Origin of the sequence: Rhodococcus sp. Leaf225 (assembly GCF_001426145.1) — a bacterium.
Classification (GTDB): Bacteria; Actinomycetota; Actinomycetes; order Mycobacteriales; family Mycobacteriaceae; genus Rhodococcoides.
In genome coordinates this window covers 97,255-117,677 of sequence record NZ_LMRN01000012.1, presented here as the reverse complement: position 1 = coordinate 117,677, position 20,423 = coordinate 97,255, and the positions used below count along the sequence as shown (strand labels likewise).

Genomic DNA, 20,423 nt, shown 5'->3' with positions numbered 1-20,423 from the left:
CGCTAGCCGAACTGTTGCCACCCGAGTCGGATGACGAGCGCGAACACCACCACCAGCAACACGATGCGCACGAACCCGGCGCCCCGCGAGATCGCCATGCGTGAGCCGACCAGCGAGCCCGCGACGTTCGCGACGGCCATGGCGAGGCCGAGCAACCACAGGACGTCGTCGGTCGCCGAGAAGTACAGGAGGGCGCCGATGTTGGATCCCAGATTCAGCACCTTCGCCATCGCCGCGCTGCGCACGAACTCGGTGCCGAGCAGGGTGGCGAACGTGATGATGAGGAAGGTGCCGGTGCCCGGACCGAGGATGCCGTCGTAGAACCCGATGGCGACGGCGGCCACCACCACCACGATGGTGATGCGGCGGCGCGTCGGCGGATCACCCACCACGACGCCGACGGTGGGGCGCAGCGTCACCAGCACCGCGACGCCGACCAGCACCACCAGCACGATGGGGATGAAGAGGTCCTTGTCGATGAGGCTGACGGTGGCGGCGCCGAACGCCGCGCCGACCGCGGCCACCACTCCGGCGGGTGCGAGGAGCCGCCAGTTCATCGGGACCTTGCGGGAGAAGGTCAGCACCGCGGCGGTGGTGCCGGCGACGGAGGCCAGCTTGTTGGTGGCCAGCACGGTCTGCTGGGTCGTGGCCGCCGGCGTGACCAACAGGAGTGCGGGCAGCAGGATGAGCCCGCCGCCACCGACCACGGCGTCCACCCAACCCGCCGCCAGCGCGGCAGCCAGCAACACCGACCAGTCACCAGCACCCATGGCGGACATTCGATCACAGCTCCCGCGCTACGCTTCGACCACGATGCGCCGATTCAGCGAATGGCTCCGCCACCGTCCGTTCGCGGTCGACTGTGCGCTGGCGGTGTCACTCTTCCTCATCGAGCTCACGGCCGTCGCTGCCGTGGAGCAGCCACTCGTCTACGTGGCGATGGCGGTCGCCGTGTCCACGCCGATCGCCTGGCGCCGCCGCTACCCGGTGGCCGCCGCCTGGACGGCGCTCGCACTCGGCCAGGTCGCGACTCTGATGGTGTGGGCATCGGAGGAACCGCGCACGCTGCCGCCCGGGCAGCTCGGCTTCGTGGTGATGCTCTACACGCTGGCCGTGTACACCGACCGGCGCACGACCCTCCTCTTCGCGCTGGGCCTCGCGGCCGACATCGTCGTCGTGCGACTCGTGCTCGGGTCCGACTGGACCTCCACCATCTTCTTCGTCCTCCTCTACGCCCTGGCCTACATCACGGCGGAGTTCCTCGGGACTCGCCGGGCCTACGTCGCCGAGGTCAGCGCACGGCTCGCCGTCGCCGAATCCGATCGTGACCGACGCGCCGTCGAGGCGGTGTCCGCCGAGCGCACCCGCATCGCCCGCGAACTGCACGACGTGGTGGCCCACGCGGTGAGCGTCATGATCGTGCAGGCGGACGGGGCGTCCTACGCGCTGCGGTCGGACCCGGAGCGGGCCGCGGCGGCACTCGCGAACATCTCCGCGACCGGCCGCACCGCACTCACCGAACTCCGACGCACGGTGTCGCTGTTGCGGACCGACGAGTCGTCCGAGTCCCACCCCGAGTACGGCACCGCGGCCCTCGCCAAGATCGTGGAGTTGATGCGCGCCGCCGGGCTGCGGGTGTCCATCGAGCAGACGGGCGAACTCGACGACCTGCCGCCGGCGGTGTCGCTCGGGGTGCACCGGCTGGTGCAGGAATCGCTCACCAACGTGCTGCGCCACGGCGGTGAGCGGCCCCGAGCCGTGGTGGCCGTGCGCCGCGAACCGTCCGCGGTGACGGTGTCGGTGATCAATTCCTCGGACGACACCGGCGCGGCCGTCGACATCCACGCCGCACCCACCACCAGCGGCTTCGGCGTCATCGGCATGCGCGAACGTGTCGCCGTGCTGGGCGGAGAGCTCCGCGCCGGTCCGCTGCCGGACGGCCGGTGGCGCGTGGCCGCGACGCTGCCACTCGAACTGAAGGCCGCGCTGGGCGTCGACCAGGACCACCCGGACCGCTAGGTTGTCTCCCGTGTCCATCTCGGTGCTCCTGGTCGACGATCAGGAACTGATGCGCATGGGTCTGTCGATGGTTCTCGGCGCGCAGCCCGACATCGACGTGGTGGGCGACGTGCCCGACGGTGCCACCGCGATCGCCGCGGCCGCGCGCCTCGAACCGGACGTCGTGCTGATGGACGTCCGCATGCCCGGTATCGACGGTGTCTCGGCCACCGAACGCATCATCGCGGCGCAACCCGAGGTGCGGGTCATCGTCATGACGACCTTCGACCTGGACGAACACGCCCTGGGCGCACTGCGTGCCGGTGCCAGCGGATTCCTCCTCAAGGACACGCCTCCGGAGGACCTCGTGTCCGCGATCCGCAGCGTGGCGGCAGGGGACGCCGTCGTCTCGCCGCGGGTGACCCGACGTCTGCTCTCCCGCATCGTCGCCGGGCAACCGCGCGATGTTCCCGGACGATCGGCAGCCGTCGAGTCGCTCACCGACCGTGAGCGCGAGGTGCTGCTGCTCATCGCCGCCGGCAAGTCGAACGCCGAGATCGCGGGTGAGCTGTTCCTGTCCGAGGCGACCGTCAAGACCCACGTCGGCCGCATGCTCACCAAGCTCGGGCTACGCGATCGCGTCCAGGCCGTCGTGCTCGCCTACGAGCTCGGACTGGTCACTCCGGGCGCCTGACCGGCCGGGAGAAAAACGAGGCGGTCGCGCGTTGACACGGCAGACGGGTTCGACCAGTCGCCGAAAGGACTCCCGCGATGCCACTGCTCTACTTCTTCCTCTACCTCGTCGTCGAGATCAGCGCCCTCGTGTGGCTCGGCTCGGCGATCGGCATCCTGTGGACGGTGTTCGTGGTGATCGCACTGTCCGCAATGGGCATGGTCGCGATCCGCTCCCAGGGGCGGCGCGTGCTCTCGGAACTGCGCTCGGCCAACGCCGGACGCCGCTCACCCGGCGGCGCGGTCGCGGACGGTGCGCTCGTGGCCCTCGGCTCGGTCCTGCTGACGATCCCCGGTCTCGTCTCGAGCGTCCTCGGCCTGCTGCTGATGATCCCGCTGACCCGCGCGCTGCTTCGTCCGGTCATCGCGCGGTCCGCCGCCCGGCGCGTCGAGACGGCCGTGGCCTCGGGCCGTACGTTCCCGCCCGGTGGATTCGGGCCGCAGGGATTCGGGCCGCAGGGATTCGGGGCCGGTCACGTGGTCATCGACGGCGACGTGATGCCGGACCGCGGGAATTCGGCCCCTCGCGACACCCGCGGTGTGATCGACGGCACCACCGGCCGCGACGAGCGCTGACCCCCGACACCCCGGCCGCCCGACACCGGGCACACTGGCGAGCGTGAGTACGCATCTGCTGGTCGGCGGACGGATCTACAGCCCGTCCGCGCCCGACGCGACAGCCATGGCCGTCACCGACGGCACCGTCGTCTGGATCGGTGAGGATCGCCCCGCGCGGGCGCTGCATCCCGACGCCGAGGTGGTGGAACTGAACGGGGAGTTCGTGACTCCCGCGTTCGTGGACACCCACGTCCACACCACCGCCACCGGTCTGGCGCTCATCGGACTCGATCTGAGCGGCGCTCGGTCTCTCGACGAGTGCCTGCGTGCTCTCGCGGCGTACGCGGCCGAGGACGGGGGCACCCTGATCTGGGGGCAGAACTGGGACGAGTCGACGTGGCCGGAGGGGCGCGGCCCCACCACCGCGGAGCTCGACGCCGCAGCACCCGGACGGGCCGTGTACCTCTCGCGCATCGACGCGCACTCCGCGGCGTGCTCGACGGTGCTGCGTCGCGCCGCCGGAGACGTGGTCGCCACCGCAGATCCGCAACGGCCGCTCATCGCGGAGGCGCACCATGCCGTGCGCACCCGGGCGCTGGACCTGCTGAGCCCCGCGGGCCGGCACCGCGCCCGCGTCGCCGCGCTCGATCATGCTGCCGCGCACGGGGTCGCCGCCGTGCACGAGTGCGCCGGCCCCGACATCTCCGGCCGCGTCGACCTGGCCGAACTCCTCGCCCTCGAGCACGGCGTCGAGGTGCGCGCCTACTGGGGCGAAGCCGTCTCGACCCCGGACGAGGCGACGGCACTCCTGGCCGCGACCGGCGCGCACGCCCTGGGCGGCGACCTCTTCGTCGACGGTTCGATCGGCTCGCACACCGCCTGGCTGCACGACCACTACGCCGACCACTCCGGTTGCGGCCGTTCGTATCTCGACGTCGACGCGATCGCGGCGCACGTCTCCGCCTGCACCCGCGCCGGGATCCAGGCCGGCTTCCACGTCATCGGCGACGCCGCCACCACTGCCGTGGTCGAGGCGTTCGGACGGGTCGTGGCCGAGCTCGGCGGCCCCGCCGTGGCGTCTCGCGGCCATCGCCTCGAGCACATCGAGATGGTGTCGTCCGAGCAGGCCGACGCCCTCGCGGCGTGGGGTGTCATCGCGAGCGTGCAACCGGTGTTCGACACCTACTGGGGCGGTGAGGAGGGCCTGTACGCCACCCGACTCGGCGCGGAGCGCGCTCGCGCACTCAACCCGCTGGCGATGATGGCGTCCGCCGGGGTGTCGCTGGCCATCGGGTCGGACGCACCCGTCACGCCGCTCGAGCCCTGGCGGGGTGTCCGCGGAGCGGTCAACCACCGCACACCGGGCAGTGCCGTCTCGCCCCGCGCCGCGTTCTCCGCGGCCACGCGCGGCGCCTGGCGCGCCGGGGGAGTGCGCGACGGCCTGGCCGGCACGCTGGTGCCGGGCGCGCCGGCCAGCTATGCGGTGTGGGACGCCGCGGAACTGGTCGTGAGCGCACCACGGGACTCGGTGCAGCGCTGGTCCACCGACCCGCGGTCACGAGTTCCGGCCCTGCCTCGCCTCGATCCCGAGGCGCCGGACCCGGTGTGCCTGGAGACTGTGCACCGCGGCACCACGGTGTACCGCGCGTGAGCGTTCCCGCTCGACTGATCCCACCCGCGCGGCTCGCTCTCTCGGCCGGCGCCGGCGCGCTCCTGTTCGCGTCGTTCCCACCGCGATCACTGTGGTTTCTCGCGCCCGTCGCCCTGGCGCTCGTCACGTTCGTCCTGACCGAGCGGCGGGTCGACGATCCGGCGCGCGCCCTGTCGCTGAAGGGCGGCTTCCTGTACGGGTTCGCCTTCGGCCTCGGCTTCTTCCTGCCGCTGCTCCCGTGGATCGGCGTGTACGTCGGACCGCTGCCGTGGATCGCGCTTGCCGTCGCGGAGTCACTGTTCCTCGGTCTGTTCGGACTGCTCGCCGTGGTGGTGTCCCGCCTGCCGCTCGCCGCGGTGTGGATCACCATGGTGTGGTCACTGACGGAGTGGTTGCGCAGCACGGTCCCGTTCGGCGGATTCCCCTGGGGCCGTCTGGCCTTCGGTCAGTCCGAGTCACCCCTGCTTCCGCTGGCCGCACTCGGCGGCGCCCCGCTGCTCAGCGCCGCGGTGGCACTGATCGGTGTGTGCCTGACGCTGCTGTGCAGGACGGTGCGAACCGGCTTCGCCGTCACTTCGGTCGCCGGGCTGGTCGCGCTCGCCGCCGTGGCGCCGGTCGTCGCCCTCTCCGTACGCCCCACGCTCGCGGGTCCGCAGGACGGCGACGACACGATCACCATCGCGGCCATCCAGGGCAGCGTTCCCCGGCTCGGCCTCGACTTCAACGCGCAACGCCGCCAGGTGCTCGACAACCACGTGAACGAGACTCTCCGGCTGGCGGAGGAGGTCGAGGCGGGGCGGACCCCGAAGCCCGACGTCGTCATCTGGCCGGAGAACGCGTCGGACGTCGATCCCACCCGCGACGCGACCGCAGCGGCCGAGATCACCGCCGCCTCCGTGCGGATCGACGCACCGATTCTCGTGGGCGCGGTGCTGTCGAATGCCGACGGCACCTCCACCAACTCGGTCATCGCCTGGGACGGAGCCGCCGGACCGGGGGAGCGCCACGACAAGAAGATCGTCCAACCGTTCGGGGAGTACCTGCCGTACCGCAGCTTCTTCCGGTTGTTCTCCTCGTACGCCGACTCGGCGGGCAACTTCGTGCCCGGCGACGGTGACGGCGTCGTGCACGTGCCCGCCGGCACGGATCGCGAGCAGCGGGCCCTCGCCGTGGGAGTCGCGACCTGCTACGAGGTGGCCTTCGACCGCGCACCCACCGAGGCGGTGCGCGCCGGCGCCCAGATTCTCGCGGTGCCCACCAACAACGCGACCTTCGGCGACACGGAGATGACCTACCAGCAGCTGGCCATGTCGCGAGTCCGGGCGGTGGAGCACTCGAGGACCGTCGTTGTCGCTGCCACCAGCGGGGTCAGCGCCGTCATCGCGCCCGATGGTTCCGTGACCTCGCGAACCGCTCTCTTCGACGCCGACCATCTGGTCGCCACGGTGGGTCTGCGCACCGACACCACACTCGCGACACGGCTGGGATCCACCGTCGAGTACGTGTTCGTGGCCCTCGGCGTCCTGAGTGTGATCGGCGCCACGATACCGAACGTTCGACGGCGTCGGGCCCGCTGACCGGGCACACGGCTCCGCGTCCGCTGGTCGGGGCGGTCTTTCCGCACTTTTCGTGATCTGTCACCGCGATGGACGTAACGTTTCGGGTCCGCAAACCGAGAAGTTGGTAAGTCTCACCCATCCACGGCGGGTGGTTGAGCGAATGCCACATACAGCTCAGTACAGAGTGCGACCACGGTCGGGGACACCGGAAGTCACACACAGCACGCAGACGTGCGGCCGAATCGGCCGCGGCGTCGATGCTCTCTGCGTCCGTTCGGTGGAAGTGTGCGTCGTCTCGCACAGCCCGGGGAGCAGGACCGCTCCTCGGCCACGGGACCGACGAGGAGGAGCGAACGATGACGACGTCGGACAGCGCACCGAGAACCACCGAACCGGCCGACACGACACCTACCGTGAACCGGACAGCGTCCGATCCCTTCCCGCTCTCCCCGGCGCAGGCCAGCCTGTGGTTCGCCCAGAAGCTCGCTCCCGAGGTTCCCCTCACCGTCGCGCAGTACGTCGACGTGCAGGGTGACCTCGACATCGACCTGCTCGAGCGCGTGGGTGCCCGCGCGGCCGCGGAACTCCAATCCGGCGAGATCAGGCTCGTGGAGATCGACGGTCAGCCGTATCAGGTCGTCGACCCGGCAGCCACCGTGCGCACCACTCGGCTCGACGTCCGGTCCGAGGCGGACCCGATCGCCGCGGCCCTGGCCTGGATGCAGAAGGAGATGCGCTCCCCGGTCGATCTGGACCGCGATCCGCTGACCGTCAACGTCGTCTTCCGCGTCGAGGACCACCGCTACTTCTGGTACACCCGCATGCACCACATCGCCGGTGACGGATACGGCGCCGTCACCGCCATGAAGCGCGTCGCCGAGCTGTACACCAACGAGCAGGCCGGTGTTCCCACCCCGGACAGCAAGGCCGGCGACCTGGCCACGCTCTACGCGGCAGAACGCGCGTATCGCACCTCCACCAGGTTCGAGACCGACCGCGCCTTCTGGCAGGACACGCTCCAGGGTCTGCCGGACACCTTCTCCCTCGCCGATCGCACCGCCCCGGCCGCGCCGAGTCGCCTGCGACTCAACGGTGTCACCGACGAGACCGTCGGCGACATGCTCACCTCCGCGGAGGAGCGATTCGACGCCAGTGCCGCTGCCGTCGTGGCCGCGTCCTTCGCCGCCTACCTGCACCGGGTCACCGGGCGCGCCGACGTCGTCATGAGTCTGCCGGTGTCCGTCCGCACCACCGCGGCGCTGCGCCGCTCGGGCGGCATGGTGTCCAACGTCGTACCGATCCGCGTGCACATCTCGCCCGACATGAACATCGGCGACCTGGTGTCGTCGGTGACCCTCGAGATCACCGGTGCGCTGCGCCACCAGAAATACCGCCACGAGGACATCCGCCGCGACCACGGCAGCTCGACCATGCACCGCGGGTTCTTCGGACCCATGGTGAACATCATGCTGTTCGACTGGACCGTCGGTCTGGGCGATCTGGTGGGCCGGCTGCACCTGCTCTCCAGCGGTCCCATCGAGGACTTCACCTTCAACGTCTACAACAGCGGCGGCAACTCGCTGAACATCGACTTCGAGGGCAACCCGTCGCTGTACGACGAGGACACCCTCGCCGCCCATCATCGGCGGTTCCTCGCCTTCTTCGAGAACTTCCTGGGACGCGGGGCACGAACTCGCGTCTCCGGTCTCGACGTCGTGCTGCCCGACGAGTACGACCGTGTGGTCACCGAGTTCAACGACACAGCCGTGAGCGTTCCGCGGACCACGCTGCCCGCGCTGTTCGACGCACAGGTGCGGCGCACCCCGGACGCGACGGCCCTGGAGTTCGCCGGCACCGCACTGACGTACGCGGAACTCGATCGTCGCTCGTCCCGCCTGGCGCGGGCGTTGATCGCCCGCGGCGTCGGACCCGACGTGCTCGTGGGCCTGGCCATGCAGCGCTCGCTCGACCTCGTCGTCGCGATGTACGCGATCGAGAAGGCCGGCGGCGCCTACGTACCGCTCGACCCCGATCATCCCGCCGAGCGTCTCGGCCACGTCCTCGACACCGCCCGGCCCGCGTGCGTGCTGACGGTGTCCACGCAGGGTGTCGTCCTGCCCGACACCGCTGCGCGCGTCGACGTCGACATGCTCGATCTCGCCGGCCTCGCCGACACGCCGGTCGGCGACAGTGAGCGCACGGCGACTCTGCGACCCGATTCGCTGGCGTACGTGATCTTCACGTCGGGTTCCACGGGCCGCCCCAAGGGTGTCGGGGTGTCGCACCAGGCGATCGTCAACCGACTGCTGTGGATGCAGAACGAGTACTACCTCGGCGCCGACGACGCCGTGTTGCAGAAGACTCCGGCGACGTTCGACGTCTCGGTGTGGGAGTTCTTCTGGCCGCTCCAGGTCGGCGCCCGCCTGGTGATCGCGGAGCCCGACGGGCATCGCGATCCGCGCTACCTCGCCTCGATCATCGCCGGATCAGGCGTCACCACGGCACATTTCGTGCCCTCGATGCTCAGCGCCTTCGTCGCTGAACTGCGCGCGTCCGACGCCCGGCTCGGTGACCTGCGTCAGGTGTTCTGCAGCGGTGAGGCACTGCCCGCGGAGACGGCATCGGCATTCCGCTCGCTCACCGGGTCCGCGCTGCACAACCTCTACGGGCCGACCGAGGCCGCCGTCGACGTCACCTACTGGAAAGTGACCGACGCCGACGCCGTCACGGTGCCGATCGGACGGCCGGTGTGGAACACCGCGTTGCAGATCCTCGACGCCCGGCTCGAGCCGGTTCCGGTGGGAACGGCGGGCGAGCTCTACCTCGCGGGCGACCAGCTCGCCCGTGGCTACGTCGGTCGGCCCGATCTGAGCGCCGACCGGTTCGTCGCCGACCCGCTGTCGGCGCACGGCACCCGCATGTACCGCACCGGCGACCTGGCGCGTTGGCGGGCCGACGGCGCCGTCGAGTACCTGGGCCGCACCGACTTCCAGGTCAAGATCCGCGGACTGCGGATCGAGCTCGGCGACGTCGAGGCGGCTCTGGTCGCACATACCGCCGTGCACCACGCGGTGGCCGTGGCCCACGTCGACGAGCGCGGCGAGACCACGCTCGTCGCGTACGTCGCACCCGAGCCCGGCACCGACGCGGCGAGCGTCGAGGTCCGCGCTGTCGCCGCGACCGTCGCCGACCGCCTCCCGTCCTACATGGTGCCGTCGCTGGTGATCGTTCTCGACGCACTTCCGTTGAGCGCCAACGGCAAGGTCGACCGCAAGGCACTGCCGGAACCGGTGCGCCGCCGGGCCGACGTGCCCTCGGTCCCGCCGCGCACAGAGGTCGAGCGACGCATCGCCGAGACCATCGCCGACGTGCTGGACGTCCCCGTTCCCGGTGTCCACGACAGCTTCTTCGAGATCGGCGGCAACTCGCTGCTGGCCACGCGCGTGGTCTCCCGCATCAGCGCTGAGCTCGGTGCCGACGTGGGCATCAAGGACCTCTTCGAGGCGCCGACCGTGGCACGTCTGGCGGATCGCGTCGCCCATGCGCCCGTGGTCACCACCGGGCCGCCGCTGGTCGCAGGACCTCGCCCGGATCGCATTCCCCTCTCGCTCGCCCAACAGCGACTGTGGTTCCTGAACCGGTTCGACTCGGCGTCCCCGGCGTACAACATGCCGTTCGCCATCACGCTGCACGGCGACCTCGACGCGGGCGTTCTGACTGTCGCGCTCGCCGACGTTCTGGAGCGCCACGAGACGCTGCGCACCGTGTATCCCGACTCCGCCGACGGTCCGCACCAGGTGGTGCAGGACCCCGCGCACCACGACCTCGCGCCGATCGACACCGACGACTCGGCGCTGGCCGACACCGTGCGGGAGTTCGCGTCTCACGGATTCGACGTCACGCGGGAGCACCCGGTCCGTGTCCGCCTGTTCCGCACCTCGCCGACGTCGCACACGCTGGCCGTGGTGCTGCACCACATCGCGTCGGACGGGTTCTCCTTCGGCCCCCTCGCGACCGATGTCATGACCGCCTACGCTGCGCGGACGCAGGGGAGTGCGCCGCTGTGGGCACCGCTCGACGTGCAGTACGCGGACTTCACGCTCTGGCAGCACGCCGCACTCGGAGACGAGAACGATCCGACCTCGATCCTGCGCAGTCAGATCGACTACTGGACCGCGCGGTTGGACGGCCTGCCCGACACGCTCGAGCTGCCGACGGATCGCCCCCGTCCCGCTGCACCGTCGCACCGCGGCGGTGCCCACGACTTCCACATCGACGCCGATCTGCACCAGCAGCTCCTCGTGCTCGCATCGGACACCTCGGCCAGCCTGTTCATGGTGTTGCACGCGGCACTGTCCGCGCTGCTGGGACGGCTCGCGGACTCGGACGACGTCGCGATCGGGTCGCCCATCGCCGGTCGCGGCCACCGCGCGCTCGACGGACTCGTCGGCATGTTCGTCAACACACTGGTGCTGCGGTCGACGCCCGCGCCGCACGTCCCGTTCACCGACCTCCTCCGCGAGGTACGCGATCACGACCTCGAGGCGTTCGCCCGCGCGGACGTCCCGTTCGAGCGTGTCGTCGACGCGGTGGCACCGGAACGCTCGACGTCGCGCCACCCGATGTTCCAGGTCGTTCTCTCCTTCGAGAACCTCGCGCCGGTCCGCGTCGAGATGGCCGGACTGGATGTCGAGGTCGCCGAGATCGAATCCGGCACAGCCAAGTTCGACCTCACACTGCAGCTCTCGGAGCGCACCACGGTCGACGGTCGGCCCGACGGGGTCGATGCGCGCCTGGGCTACGCCCGCGATCTGTTCGACGACGCGACAGCCGCGACGATGGCGCAGCGACTGGTGTCCGTCATGCGATCGGTCGCGGTGGATCCCACCCGAGCGATCGGCGACATCGACCTGTCCACGTCCACCGACGCTCCTGCCGTCCTCGTGGGCGCGGCAGCCGGGCCCACCTCGTCGCTCGCCGACATCCTCGTCTCGGCCGCGCGGCGCGATCCGTCCGCCACCGCCGTCGTCACGGCGGACGGCTCCGTCACGTACGGCGAACTCGACGACGCGTCGGACCTGCTGGCGCACGCGTTGATCGCCGAGGGGGTCGGCCCGGAATCGATCGTGCCCGTGTGCCTCGAGCGCTCGATCGACTCGATCGTCGCGACCTGGGCCGTGACGAAGACCGGCGCCGCCTTCCTCCCGGTGGATCCGCGCTACCCGGCGGAGCGCATCGAGCGCATGGTCACCGACGTCGCCGCGTCCCTCGGTATCGCTGCCGCGGGAGCCGCACTGCCCGTTGCGGTCCGGTGGGTCACCGTCGATCACCGATCCGACGAGTCCTCGGCGGCACTGCCCGTACGGGTGCGCCCGGAGAACCCGGCCTACCTCATCTTCACGTCCGGATCCACGGGCACCCCCAAGGCGGTCGTGGTGCCGCACCGCGGCCTCGCCGACTTCGCCCGCGAGCAGGTGGCGACCTACCGAGTCGGACCGCTATCGCGCACACTGCATTTCGCCTCGCCGAGTTTCGACGCCTCGATCCTGGAACTGCTCATGGGATTCGCCGCGGGCGCGACCGTCGTGGTCGCCGGTACCGACGTCTACGGCGGCGACCGCCTCACCGCACTGCTGCGTGATCAGCGGGTGACCCACGCCTTCGTCACCCCTGCTGCTCTCGAGACGGTGGACCCTGCGGACCTCGACGCTCTGACCTTCGTCGGGGTCGGCGGCGACGTCTGCAGTCCCGCCCTCGTCGAACGGTGGGCGCCCGGCCGCCGCATGCTCAACCTGTACGGGCCGTCCGAGGCCACCGTCGTCGCGACCCTGACACCGCCGATGGCACCCGGCTCGCCCGTCACCATCGGTGCCCCGCGCCGGGGTGTCGACGTGCGGGTGCTCGATCGTCGTCTGCGCCCGGTGGTCCCCGGAGTTCCCGGCGAGCTCTACCTGTCCGGGCCGGCGCTGGCCCGCGGGTACCTCGGGCGCCTGCCGCTGACCTCGACCCGCTTCGTCGCCGATCCGTTCGGCACCCCGGGTGACCGTATGTACCGCACCGGCGACGTCGTCGCCGCCGTGACCACCACCGCGGGAACCGAACTGGTGTTCCGCGGCCGAGCCGACGACCAGGTCAAGGTGCGGGGTCACCGCATCGAACTCGCCGAGATCGACGCGGTGCTCCAGCGTCATCCGTCGGTCACGTTCTCCGTCACGAGCGTGCAGAACGCGGGCCGGGCCGACGCCCGCCTGGTCTCGCACCTCACGCTCGCGCCGGGCACCGCCGGAACCGAGCCGGTGCTCGAGCACGCCCGCCGCACCCTGCCCGGGTACATGGTGCCGTCCGCGGTGGTCGTGCTCGACGAGGTGCCCCTCACCCCGTCGGGCAAGCTCGATCGCCGCGCGCTGCCGATGCCCACACCGGAGACGGCGGAGACGGCGTACCGCGAGCCCCGCACCGAGACCGAGTGGACCGTCGCCCGCGTGTTCGCGGACGTCCTGACGGTGCCCCGGGTCGGTCTGGACGACAGCTTCTTCGACGCCGGTGGCAACTCGTTGATGGCGACCCGTGTCACGAGTGCGATCGGCGCCGCGCTGAGCCGTGAGGTGGAGGTGCGCACTCTCTTCGAGGCCCCGACCGTCGAGGCGCTCGCGGCTCACCTCGACGCCGACAGCGGTGCGGCGTCGCGGATCCCGCTCGTCGCGATCCCGGCGGCGAGCCGTCCGGACCGGATTCCGCTGTCGTCGCCGCAGCAACGGCTGTGGTTCCTCAACCGCTTCGACCCGACCTCCGACGCCTACAACATCTCGTTCTCGGTGCACCTGGACGGCGTCCTCGACGCCCCCGCGATGGCACTGGCGTTGGCCGACGTGGTGGAACGGCACGAGAGCCTGCGGACCATGTTCCCCGAGAGCGATCACGGACCGCACCAGGTCGTCGCACCGGCAGCACCCGCACCGCTCACGACGACCGTCGTGGACCGCGGCGACGTCGCGGACGCGCTGACCCGGTTCGCCCGTCGCGGGTTCGATCTCACGGTCGAGACCCCGCTGCGCACCACTCTTCTGTCGATCTCCGAGACGGAGCACGTGCTCGGTCTCGTCGTACACCACATCGCCGCGGACGGGTGGTCCCTCGGACCGCTGACCCGCGACGTCATGGTCGCCTACGCTGCCCGCACCCGCGGAGCTGCCCCGCAGTGGACCCCACTTCCGGCGCAGTACAGCGACTTCACCCTGTGGCAGCGAGCCGTGCTCGGAGACGAGGCCGACCCGGAGAGCCGGGCACACCGCGACCTCTCCTTCTGGACCGACACTCTGGCCGACCTTCCGGACGAGTGCACCCTGCCCGGCGATCGCGTCCGCCCGGCGGCGCCGTCCCACCGGGCCGGCGTCCACGAGTTCGCCGTCGATCCGGCCGTGATGACCGCACTGTCGGCCGTCGCCGAGCGCCGGGGCGGCACCACGTTCATGGCGATGCACGCCGCGCTCGCGGTCACGCTCGCTCGGCTCGCCGACACCCGGGACGTGGTGATCGGCACCCCGATCGCCGGCCGACGCGATCGCGCACTGGACGAGCTGGTCGGCATGTTCGTCGGCACCCTGGTCCTGCGCTCCGACGTGGCGCCGTCCGACACCTTCGCCGACCTTCTCGGCCGGGTCCGCAGCACCGATCTCGACGCGTTCGCTCACGCGGACCTGCCGTTCGAGCGTCTGGTCGACGCTCTGTCGCCGTCGCGGACGGCCGGCCGGCACCCGCTCGTGCAGGTCGTGCTGGCTTTCCAGTCCGACGGTGTCACCAGCGGCGAACTCGACGGTCTCACCGTCACCGCGTCGGAGATCGATCTGCAGCGCAGCAAGTTCGACGTCGAGCTCGCCGTCACGGAGAGCACCGACGCCGACGGCGAGCGGTCGTGGCGGTTCCGCGTCACCTACACGCGCGATCTCTACGACGAGAGCACCATCGCCGCCTTCGCGGACCGTGTCAGCGCCGTGCTCACCACGGTGGCCCGAGACCCGTCGGTGACCGTGGGCGACATCGAACTCCTGTCCCATCAGGAGTCCCGCGAGCTGACGACACGGGCCGGCGAGCGTCCAGGCGCACCGGTACTGCTGCCCGACCTGTGGGCCGCCGTCGCGCGGGAGAACGCGAACACCACTGCGCTGGTGCATGATCCGTCCCACGGCGTCGACGTCACGGGTCGGCGGTCGCGCACGTACGCCGAGCTCGATGCCGACGCCACCCGTCTCGCCCGGGTCCTGCTCGAACGCGGAGCCGGACCCGAGCGCGTCGTCGCCCTGGCGCTCACCCGGTCGGCGCAGTCCGTCGCGGCGATGCTCGCCGTGGCGATGACAGGCGCGGCCTGGGTCCCCGTCGATCCGCGCTACCCGGCGGACCGCATCGACCACATGCTCACCGACAGCGGGGCCGACCTCGGTGTCTGCACCGTGGCCGACCGCCCGGCGGCAGGACGGGACGTCGACTGGATCGTGCTCGACGACCCGGCCACCGTCGCCGACATCGCGACCCGGTCGACGGAACCCGTCACCGACCGTGACCGGACGTCCACGCTGCGTGTCGACCATCCGGCCTACGTCATCTACACCTCCGGATCGACGGGACTGCCCAAGGGCGTCGCCGTGACGCACTCGGGACTCTCCTCGTTCGCAGAGGTGCAGCGCACGACGTTCGGCATCACCGGAACATCGCGGACCCTGCACTTCGCCTCGCCGAGCTTCGACGCGTCGGTGCTCGAGATCCTGATGGCGATGGGCGCCGGCTCCACCGTCGTCGTCGCCCCGAGCGACGTCTACGGCGGCGCGGAACTGGCCGAACTGATCGACCGCGAGTCGGTTTCGCACGCCTTCGTCACCCCGGCCGCGCTCGCGACCGTCGACGTCGCCGCCGGATCACTGCCGAGTCTCACCACCGTGGTGGTGGGCGGCGACACGTGCTCCGCGGACCTGGTGCGGCGCTGGTCGGTCGGACGTTCGCTGTACAACGGGTACGGTCCGACGGAGGCGACCATCGTCGCCGCCATCGCGGAACTGCGTGCCGACGAACCGGTCACCATCGGTACGCCCATCGCCGGAGTCCGCGCCGTGGTGCTCGACGCGCGTCTGCATCCGGTGCCGGTCGGCGTCACGGGTGAGCTGTACCTGTCGGGTGTCGGCGTCGCTCGCGGCTACCTCGACCGCGCGGGACTGACGGCGGGCCGGTTCGTGGCCGATCCGTACGGCACCGCGGGGGAGCGGATGTACCGCACCGGCGACGTCGTGCGGTGGACTGCGGACGGCCGGCTCGACTACGTCGGACGCTCGGACACCCAGGTCAAGATCCGCGGATTCCGCATCGAGCTCGGTGAGATCGACGCCGCACTGACGAGGGACCCGTCCGTCGGCTTCGCGCACACTCTGGTGCACACCGATGCCTCCGGTCGCGCCTCGCTGGCGTCCTACGTCGTCGCCGCCACCGGACACGACATCGATGTCGACGCGGTCACGGGCGGCGTCCGCTCCGTCCTGCCCGGCCACATGGTGCCGGCATCGATGACGGTTCTCGAGCGCATCCCTCTCACTCCCGTCGGCAAGCTGGACGTGCGGGCGCTTCCCGCCCCGGTCGTCGTGGCCGTCGACCGCACTCACGACGCGCCGGCCTCCGAGACCGAGCGGGCCGTCGCCGAGATCGTGGCGGCAGTGCTGGACCTCGACGTCGAGGTCGGACGCGACGACAGCTTCTTCGCACTCGGTGGCAACTCCCTGCTGGCCACACAGGTCGCCTCCCGCCTGGGTTCCACTCGCGGCGTTCGGGTTCCGGTCCGCGCACTCTTCGAGCACCCGACGGTCGCAGCCCTCGCCGCGCACGTCGACGGGCTGGCCGAGTCCGCCGGCCCCGCTCTCGAGGCACGGCCTCGACCCGACCGGATCCCGCTGTCCTCGGCGCAGCAACGCCTGTGGTTCCTCAACAGGTTCGACCGGGCGTCGGGGGCGTACAACGTGCCCTTCGCGGTGCGCCTGACGGGACCGCTCGACATCGCCGCCCTGGAGGCCGCGCTGCGCGACCTCGTCGACCGCCACGAGGTGCTCCGGACCGTGTACCCGGACTCGCCCGAGGGCCCGCACCAGGTGATCCTGCCTGCGGACGAGGTGCCGGTGGCGCTGGAGCCCGTCGTGACCGAGCCCTCCGCGGTGACGGCCGCGATCGTCACGAGCGCGGCTCGCGGGTTCGACGTGACCACGCAGGCGCCCCTGCGGGTGGACCTGCTCGAGGTGACGGCCGGGGACGAGCACGTCCTCGTCGTCACGCTGCACCACATCGCCGCGGACGGCTGGTCGCTGGCGCCGCTCGCCGCCGACCTGCTCACCGCTTACACCGCGCGGTCCACCGGCACGGCACCCGCGACGGAGCCACTGCCGGTGCAGTACGCGGACTACACGCTGTGGCAGCGTGACCGGCTCGGCTCCGAGGACGACCCGTCGAGCCTCGTCTCGACGCAACTGGCGTACTGGACGGCGGCGTTGATCGGCGCTCCCGACCGTATCGACATCCCCACCGACCGTCCGCGGCCGAGCGTGCCGTCTCACCGGGGCGGGGTGGTCACCACCACGGTGGGTGTCGACACGCACCGGCGGCTCGTCGACCTCGCGCGGCGGGAGAACGCGACGCTGTTCATGGCCGTCCACACCGCCCTCGCCGTCGTGCTCGGCCGTCTCGCCGGCCGCTTCGACACGTCCGTCGGTACCGCGGTCGCCGGCCGCGGCGACCAGGCACTGGACGCGCTGGTCGGAATGTTCGTCAACACGCTGGTCCTGCGCACGCGGGTCTCGCCGACCGCGTCGCTGACCGAGGCGTTGCAGCACGTGCGCGCGGTCGATCTGGACGCGTTCGCGCACCCCGACGTTCCGTTCGAACGTCTGGTGGACGTGCTGCACCCGCAGCGCAGCACGAGCCATCACCCGTTGTTCCAGATCATGTTGTCGTTGCAGGACGACGTTCCGACGACTGCCCGCATGGGCGAGGTGACCGTCGACGCGGCCGAGGTGGACGTCGCCGTCGCCAAGTTCGACATCCAGTTCACGGTCACCGACCGGCGCACCGACGACCGGGAGCCGGCGGGGCTGACCGTCACCGCCGACTACGCGACCGATCTGTTCGACGCCGCCACCGTGAGCACCATGCTCGATCGTCTGGTGGGCGTGTTGGGCGTCCTGGCCACCGAACCCGACCGCAGCATCGGCAGCGTCGAGATGTTGACCTCGCAGGAGCGAGCCCATCTGGTGCCCGTGCACGGCGGCGAGACTGATCCCGATCCGTCGCTGACCCTGTCCGAGGTGTTCGAGCAGACCGCACGCCGGGTTCCCGACCGCATCGCGGCGGAGTACCTCGGCGCCCACATCACCTACGGCGAGCTCGACCGACGTTCGACCACGCTGGCCCGAGCTCTCGTCCGGCGCGGTGTCGGACCGGAATCACTGGTGGCCCTGGGCTTCACGCGATCCTTCGACTCCCTCGTCGCGGTCCTGGCCGTCGCGAAGGCCGGCGGCGCCTTCGTCCCGGTCGACCCGCACTACCCGGCCGACCGCGTCCGTCACATGCTGGCGGACTCGGCGACCACGTGGGGACTGACGACCGCGGAGCACCTGGCGGCCGTGGACGGAGTCTCGTCGACACGGTGGCTCGTGCTCGACGACGCGGACACCCGGGCCGAGCTGGCTCGTACGTCCGACGAACCCCTCACACCCGCAGAGCTTCTCGTACCCATCGCTCTCGTGCACCCCGCGTACGTCATCTACACCTCGGGGTCGACCGGGACACCGAAGGGCGTCGTCGTCACCCACGCCGGCCTGTCGAACTTCGCCGGCGAGCTGCGCGATCGATTCGAGGTCGACGAGACGGCGCGCGTGCTGCACTTCGCGACACCGAGTTTCGACGCCGCCGTCATGGATCAGCTGTTCGCGTACGGATCCGGCGCGACACTCGTCGTGTCACCGCCCGGGGTCTACGGCGGCCGCGAACTGGGCGACCTGTTGGGATCGGAACGCATCACGCACGCCTTCATCACGACCGCGGCGTTGTCGACCGCGGACCCGGCGAGCGCGACGTCGTTGCGACACATTCTCGTCGGCGGCGAGGCGTGCCCACCGGAACTGGTGGAGCGCTGGGCTCCGGGACGCTCGCTGTACAACGTGTACGGGCCGACGGAGACGACCATCGTCACGACGATGAGTGCGCCGATGGTGCCCAAGGGTCCGGTCACGATCGGTGGACCGATCCGCGGTGTCGCGGCGCAGGTGCTCGACCGCCAGCTGCAACCGGTGCCGTTCGGCGTCGTCGGCGAGCTGTACCTTGCCGGACCGGAACTCGCTCGCGGCTATCTCGGGCGCACGGCGTTGACGTCGTCGCGGTTCGTCGCCGATCCGCACGGCAAGCCGGGTGAGCGCCTCTACCGCACCGGTGACCTGGTGCGCTGGCGCGAGTCCGCCGACGGCGACCCGACCCTGTCCTACGTGGGCCGGACCGATCATCAGGTCAAGATCCGCGGGTTCCGCATCGAGCTGGGTGAGATCGACGCCGCGTTCGACGTGCACGACGGCGTGGACTTCGCGACCACGATGGGCCACGTCCTGCCCTCGGGGGACACCGTGCTGGTGTCCTACGTCCTGCCGCACCGGGAGTCGTCGGTCGACACGGCGTCGCTGCGTCGCCATCTGCAGGAGCGACTGCCCGGCTACATGGTGCCGCAGTCGATCATGCTGCTGGACGAGCTGCCGCTGACCTCCGTCGGCAAGCTCGATCGGCGAGCGCTGCCCGCTCCGGAGTTCGCCGTCACCGGCGAGCATCGCGATCCGGGCACCGCGACCGAGCGCGCCGTCTGCGCTGTCTACGAGGAGATCCTGGGGGTGGCCGGAGTCGGACTCGACGACAGCTTCTTCGAACTCGGCGGCACATCGCTGGTGGGGACGCGCGTGGTCGCTCGACTCGAGGAGACCCTCGGCACGACGGTTCCGATGCAATGGTTGTTCACCGACTCCACGCCGGCAGCTCTCGCCGCGCGCATCGACGACACCGCGCATCTGTCGGCGGACGAGGTCGCGGCGACGGCCACGGCGTCACTGGACATGCTGCTGCCGCTGCGCCCGCAGGGTTCCGCGTCACCGGTGTTCTGCATCCATCCGGCGTTCGGACTGTCCTGGAGTTACAGCGGTCTGCTCGCCCACCTCGACTCGAATCAGCCGGTGTACGGCCTGCAGTCACCCGTCGTCTCGGGACGCACCGAGGAGTTCGACACGGTCGAAGAGCTGGCCCGGTACTACGTTCGCGAGATCCGGTCGATCCAGCCGCACGGTCCGTACCACCTGCTGGGCTGGTCGCTCGGCGGCCTCATCGCCCACGCGATGACCGTCGAGCTGCAGCGGGTGGGGGAGAGCGTCGCGACGCTGACCATGCTCGACAGCTACGTGCTCGCCGACGAGTACCTCGAGTCGACACCGTCGGTGCGGGATCTCATCGAGGAGTTCACCGGCCACGAGTTGCCGGCAGGCGTGGAACCGACGGTCGCGGAGGCTGCGGCCGCGCTGCGGTCCGAGGGTGGTCCGATGGCGGCGATGACCGTCGGCACCCTCGAGCGGCTGTACGCGGGCTACGTGAACGGGACCTCGCTGGCGCACGGGTACTCACCGGGCGTCGTGGACTGCGACGTGCTGTTCTTCACGGCGACCGAGGACGAGGTGAATCGGAACGACGTACGGCGGACCGCCTCGGCCTGGCGTCGACACGTCCGCGGTGCCATCCACGATCACGCGGTGCCGGTCGCACACTCCGCGATGACCGATCCGCAGGCACTCGCGATCATCGGACCGATCGTCGCGCAGCACCTGCGCTGATCTCGGACGGACCCGAGACACACCGAGGGCCCCGGAGCAGAT

The 20,423-nt window shown here is 70.8% G+C and carries 7 protein-coding genes; 6 read left to right on the top strand and 1 reads right to left on the bottom strand.

From position 1 onward, the window contains the following. Nucleotides 1–2: 2 nt before the first annotated feature. A complete protein-coding gene (locus ASG69_RS10255) occupies nt 3–770 on the bottom strand; it encodes a TSUP family transporter (RefSeq protein ID WP_056445145.1) in 768 nt (255 codons plus the stop codon). Between the two features lie 43 nt (nt 771–813). Between ASG69_RS10255 and ASG69_RS10250 the strand changes: the two genes are divergently transcribed. The 6 genes from ASG69_RS10250 to ASG69_RS10225 all read left to right on the top strand — a co-directional run bounded on the left by ASG69_RS10250 (nt 814) and on the right by ASG69_RS10225 (nt 20,381). Beyond that, nucleotides 814–2,019, top strand: coding sequence for a sensor histidine kinase (locus ASG69_RS10250; RefSeq protein ID WP_056445142.1), 1,206 nt, complete (start codon nt 814–816; stop codon nt 2,017–2,019). Nucleotides 2,020–2,029: 10 nt separating this feature from the next. Further along, nucleotides 2,030–2,692 carry a response regulator gene (locus ASG69_RS10245; RefSeq protein WP_056444522.1) on the top strand — a complete coding sequence of 221 codons (663 nt, stop codon included), beginning with the start codon at nt 2,030–2,032 and terminating at the stop codon, nt 2,690–2,692. Between the two features lie 77 nt (nt 2,693–2,769). After that, nucleotides 2,770–3,306 carry an FxsA family protein gene (locus ASG69_RS10240; RefSeq protein ID WP_056444519.1) on the top strand — a complete coding sequence of 179 codons (537 nt, stop codon included), beginning with the start codon at nt 2,770–2,772 and terminating at the stop codon, nt 3,304–3,306. Nucleotides 3,307–3,349: 43 nt separating this feature from the next. Beyond that, on the top strand, nt 3,350–4,939 hold the full coding sequence (locus ASG69_RS10235) for an amidohydrolase (protein ID WP_056444516.1): 1,590 nt from the start codon (nt 3,350–3,352) through the stop codon (nt 4,937–4,939). After that, entirely contained in the window at nt 4,936–6,516 is a 1,581-nt protein-coding gene (gene lnt / locus ASG69_RS10230) for an apolipoprotein N-acyltransferase (RefSeq protein ID WP_056444513.1), read from the top strand. The genes ASG69_RS10235 and lnt overlap by 4 nt, the downstream gene beginning before the upstream one ends. A gap of 338 nt (nt 6,517–6,854) precedes the next feature. Continuing rightward, on the top strand, nt 6,855–20,381 hold the full coding sequence (locus ASG69_RS10225) for a non-ribosomal peptide synthetase (RefSeq protein ID WP_056444510.1): 13,527 nt from the start codon (nt 6,855–6,857) through the stop codon (nt 20,379–20,381). Nucleotides 20,382–20,423: the final 42 nt, after the last annotated feature.